Origin of the sequence: Roseibium aggregatum IAM 12614 (assembly GCF_000168975.1) — a bacterium.
In the GTDB taxonomy this organism is placed as follows: Bacteria; Pseudomonadota; Alphaproteobacteria; order Rhizobiales; family Stappiaceae; genus Roseibium; species Roseibium aggregatum.
The window spans coordinates 1-4,526 of record NZ_AAUW01000047.1 but is presented as its reverse complement, the minus strand read 5'-3'; the positions used below and the strand labels follow the sequence as shown (position 1 = coordinate 4,526).

5 protein-coding genes and 1 pseudogene are annotated in these 4,526 nt (G+C 53.4%); all 6 read right to left on the bottom strand.

All coding sequences use genetic code 11. The features are described 5' to 3' along the window. Positions 1 to 358: 358 nt before the first annotated feature. Positions 359 to 1,432: a replication protein RepA gene (locus SIAM614_RS30360; protein WP_006940652.1), complete on the bottom strand. Its 1,074-nt coding sequence runs from the start codon at positions 1,430 to 1,432 to the stop codon at positions 359 to 361. 52 nt (positions 1,433 to 1,484) lie between these two features. Continuing rightward, on the bottom strand, positions 1,485 to 1,790 hold the full coding sequence (locus SIAM614_RS30355; RefSeq protein WP_006940649.1) for a hypothetical protein: 306 nt from the start codon (positions 1,788 to 1,790) through the stop codon (positions 1,485 to 1,487). Continuing rightward, positions 1,787 to 2,518, bottom strand: a complete 732-nt coding sequence (locus SIAM614_RS30350; RefSeq protein WP_006940647.1) for a ParA family protein — start codon at positions 2,516 to 2,518, stop codon at positions 1,787 to 1,789. Before SIAM614_RS30350 ends, SIAM614_RS30355 begins: the two co-directional genes overlap by 4 nt. A gap of 508 nt (positions 2,519 to 3,026) precedes the next feature. Further along, positions 3,027 to 3,425 (bottom strand): Tn3 family transposase, encoded by a 399-nt coding sequence (locus SIAM614_RS30345; RefSeq protein WP_157140192.1) that lies wholly within the window; start codon positions 3,423 to 3,425, stop codon positions 3,027 to 3,029. Positions 3,426 to 3,788: 363 nt separating this feature from the next. Further along, positions 3,789 to 4,145: a hypothetical protein gene (locus SIAM614_RS30340; protein ID WP_006940644.1), complete on the bottom strand. Its 357-nt coding sequence runs from the start codon at positions 4,143 to 4,145 to the stop codon at positions 3,789 to 3,791. A 211-nt stretch (positions 4,146 to 4,356) separates the two neighbouring features. Continuing rightward, positions 4,357 to 4,449, bottom strand: a pseudogene (locus SIAM614_RS30335). Positions 4,450 to 4,526: the final 77 nt, after the last annotated feature.

The following is a 4,526-nucleotide window of genomic DNA, read 5'->3' as shown; positions in this document are numbered from 1 at the left end:
TTCTACGTTTGAAGCCCCTTCAAAAACCAATCCAAAATTTTGAAAATCTCCTTTTTCTGAAATTCTGTAAGAGAGTTTCTGTAAAGAGCTTTCTGTAGAGGCATTTCTGGAGTCTTTCTGTTCCTTATATATAGGGCGCCACCTAATCAGCGTGGAAAGCGCCACCTAATCAGCGTAACCCCGCCACCTAATCAGCGTAGATAGGAGGTGACACGCCACCTAATCAGCGTAACCCCGCCACCTAATCAGCGTAGTGTCTCCCTCAAATCCTTGAAAACAGGGGCAATTAGATATTCGAAAGCGCCACCTAATCAGCGTAGCTAAAGGCGTGAAAAAACTACCTTTTTCGTGCTGTGACTCAGGCTTTCAAGGTGCGTTTGGGAATTGCCAGGGCTGTGGCGTCGGCGGCTTCCATTTCAAGGCCGCGTTCGGTCAGCTTCAGAGGGATTTTCGGGAATATCTCTTTGAGGGCGGCAACGTCATCAATCATCGCAGCCTTAAAAGCGCGGTCGCGGGTATACCCTTCCCCGAACTGGCTCTTGAGCGGCTTCCAATCCAACACCAGTTTGGTTTGCAGTCGCGTGATGCGATAAGTGACCCAAAGCATCAGGTCGAGACGACGGGCTGAATTTGACAAGGCGCGCAACACACGCACGTCGATGGGCAGCGCGTGGTTCTTCAGCTCGCGGTAAAAATCTTCGGAAAAAGCAATGGTGGTCGGCCATAAAGATTTTTGATTGGCGTTCTCGGGGAACCAGAGTTCAACCTTATTCAAAGGCTTTACGTCCACCTGTCCGGAGCGTTTGCCGTCCCATGTGCTGATTTCCATGCGACAGGCCGCGAGGGCACGCAGTTGCTCTTTGAACGGTTCGATATTGCCGTTGCGACCGCCACGGGGTTCGAAGCCCATATCGCGCATGAAGCCGGAAAGGGTCTCCGAAGTTTCCACGATAGGCGAATTGTTGCGCAGAGCCTCGGTGGACAGGTGCGCCATGATGAGGCGGGCCTTGGGACCGTAGGGAATGGGCTGCTGGACCCTTTGCCCGTCCGGAGAACGCAGCTTGCCAGCGGTGACGGTGACGGCCATGCGGCCTTGCTTGCGCTCGAACTCGGTTTCCCCGTCTGGCAGGGCTTTGTAAGGCAACCCGCAAATCGCCAGGGGCGTGGGCATGTAACGAAGGTTGTCGGTAGACAGCCCTTCGTTCTCAATCACTTCGCGGATGATAGCCCTGCGGCGTTTCTCGCGAGGCATAGCGGCCAGTTTAGCAGCTCTTTCCTGTGCGGCTTTTGCCTCGGCGTCTCGCTTCTCTTGGGTCGATACGAGGCTACTAGCATACGTCTTGAAGATACGCCTATCCATGCTTGCGCGGGCTGACTCCAGCTTTTCGCGCAAATCGCTGTCGCGGATAAGTGATTCGTCAAAGTCGTTCATGCGGTGAGGCTATCTGATTTGCTTCTATTGGCCTATGTGGGCGCCCAATTTTTCAGCGATTTTCCTTGTCCATAAGGCGTTCGATAGCCTCGCAGTAGGATACACCTTCCCGGTCGCAGTAAGCCTTGAGACGGTCGATAGTGCGTTTGCGGCCGGTGACCGTAATTTTGTCCTGAGCTTCGGTGCGCTTTGGTCCTGGCTTCCGGCGCGAGCTGGTTTCGCGGGGGACAAACCCCAACTCTTGCCCGTTCTGAAGGACACCGGCCATGTCGGGGGCCGGGGTCGCAGGTTTGGGGCTGCTCTGGGGAAGCTTCACAGTATCGGCCGTTACCTTGGCGCCAAATCCGTAATTCGTCATGCTGCGGCCTCCTGTCGGGGAAGGTTATTGACAACCTCCTGGGCGAACGTCTTGGCGTTCTCGATGGCCGACGCGAGGGGTTTTAGAGTGCGTTCCTGCTGTGAATTGGTGCTGTCCCTCACCTCTTCACTGGCTTGGTCGTACAACTCCCGCAGCAGGTATCCTTCACGGAAAATCCGGGTGTACGGGGCGCGGCGCACGATGGCTGTTTCCAATACCGGCACGTCGCTGGCTTCCATGTCCTTGCGCACGTCTTTTTCGTCGCTCGTCTGGAAAGCGGCGTTCACACGGGTGAGGACAAGGGCGTGGCCGATGGTCTTCTTCATCGCCCGGCTTGTGCTTCGGACCAACTGAACGGCGCGGGCCGCTTGTCGGGCTTCCATCGGTGTGGGTTCGAAGGGAACAAGCACCAGGTCGGACTGGCTGATGGCGAAGGTTACGAGCGTGGATGCCGTCCCCTCAAGGTCGATTATCAGATAGTCAGCTTTGGTTTGGATGCTTTCCACCGTGTCCAGAAAGGCTGCCTCGCTGGGGAGTGGAGTGACCTGGAACGGAACCCCCCTCCCCTCGTCCTGGCGCTGTGCGGCCCACTGGATGATGTTCTGGTTGGGGTCACAATCAAGGATGGCGACCGAAGCCCCAGCCTCGTGGATTTGTTCGGCTAGAAGCATGGCCGAAGTGGTCTTGCCGGAACCCCCTTTCGGGTTGGCAAAGGTGATGGTGAACATGGCAGGTCCTTTGGTTGTTGAGCGAATCCTAGGCGCTATTGTTAAATGTATCATTAACTTTGATGTTGATGGTGATGTGAATGGTAACTCTAACTTTAGCGTTAAGGTTAGAGTTACCTATCTAGTGCGCTGAAAATATGAGGAATCCGAAGAAAGCAATGCCTTGAAGTGGGGCGATTTCCCGCGTGCAAAACCCGTAGGGGGTGATGCGGAACGGCGACACAAGAGCGGCAAACAACGGCCCGTGTGAGCCGTCCGGTCAATATTCCTCGGCCAACATGATGGTGAGGACACGTATGGTTTCGGTCAAATTGAAAAGGGGGGCTCGGAGGGTTTGCCCTCTGTTTGGCCCAAGAGGCCCGAGCGTGCAGGAACGGACAGCAAAAAGAACAAAGCATGAAATTGGGTCCGTCCCCGCAAAGGTACAGAATGCGACATAGGATTTCGGCCAAGCCTTTGAAGGCTTGGCTAATTTGATGTTTTTTGTTCCCCCAATGGCGGCCTGATTTCAGGGGCTTGTTTTCAGGGGGAGGATGTCGAAGCAGTCTGCGAGCTTTTTATCGGAAAAATCGTATTCCCCCAACATGTTGATATGCGCCCATGATTGCGGCGAATGAGCCTTGATGGTCTTCATCATTTCGGCGCGAGTTTCGGGATCGGCGGCGCGAAGGCGGGTTTCGAGATAGAGATAGTTCCAGCAGATGATGGCATTCTTGATCAGGCGATTGCAGGCTTCGGCGATCTGCTGATCTTCCTGGAGGGTGAAGATGAATTCGCGTGGGCTGCCCACAGCGACTGCGCGGGTGAAGCGGTTGGCCAGTTCAACCTTGTTGGCCCAAGAGGCCCGAGCGTGCAGGAACGGACAGCAAAAAGAACAAAGCATGAAATTGAGTGTTTTAGAGGCCAAAAGGTCCCCCTTTTGACCATTAACTCGATCAATAGTCACCGGATACCAGGGATGACTTTTCTCGACTGAAAGCCGTTTGCTCGACTTTTTACAAAGAACGCTTTTTGTAAAAAGTCAGATCTGGAGAAACCAAGATTTCTGCCAGTTTTTCCGCTTAATGCGGCTTCACCAACCGACGAAATGTAAAGAGTGTCGCCATTTCACTTCGCCTTTCGTTCCAGATCCTGTCCGATTGTGCAGCTTTGGGCCTCTTGGGCCTGTTTGCAGCATCCTTGGGAAAGGGCAACTATGCGCTGCCGACAAATGGATGAAAGGCGATCCACCGGATCGCCTTTCATTACGGCGTTACGTTCGCGAGGTCAGTCAGAAGCTTACTCCGATCGACACGCCGATATTTACGCTGCCTCCATGTGTGACAATGTCCGAGGATTTACGCGGCGCGAACACTGCGATCGGTGTTACCGGAAGGACATCGGTATCACCGATCCGTTCCCATGTGAGGTTGCCGATCACTCCACCGATTTGCGTTTCCCAGCCAGCAATCTCCTGATTGTTCGAGAACGTCGTCACCGTAGCATCGAGAGCTTGATCGATGCCATTAGCGATGGCTTCTGCAAGTGCATCACTGATGACACGCTTGAATTTCCGAGCCATTTCTTCCGGTGATTTTGCGGATGCAAATTCGGCTACAACTTCCGGGTTGCTCATCAGATGTTTCATGTTGCTTTTCCCATATGCAGGAATTCATCACCAACCTCTTGTTGGCTTAGCCTGCTCGCTGTCGGCGTGGCCTTCAGCGATGAGAAAAGAATCCTTCATCAGGCTTTTCTGCTCAATTAGATCGATTTTGTATATCTATATCGTTTTGTTTTTACATGGTTTTTCGCAACGTATTGCGATATTTACGACATTTAGTCGCGACGTTTAATGATGGTAAGCCGAGGGGGATTTGAACCGCCAACCTCCCTCACGTAAGCCACACGACTTGTGCGGAGGGCGCTCTACCTGATTGAGCTATCGGCTTATTCTTCTTCGACAATAATTGCCCCCTTCTCAAGGGCCAAACTCTTTTGATCATAAATGACGAAAAGCTGCCCATCT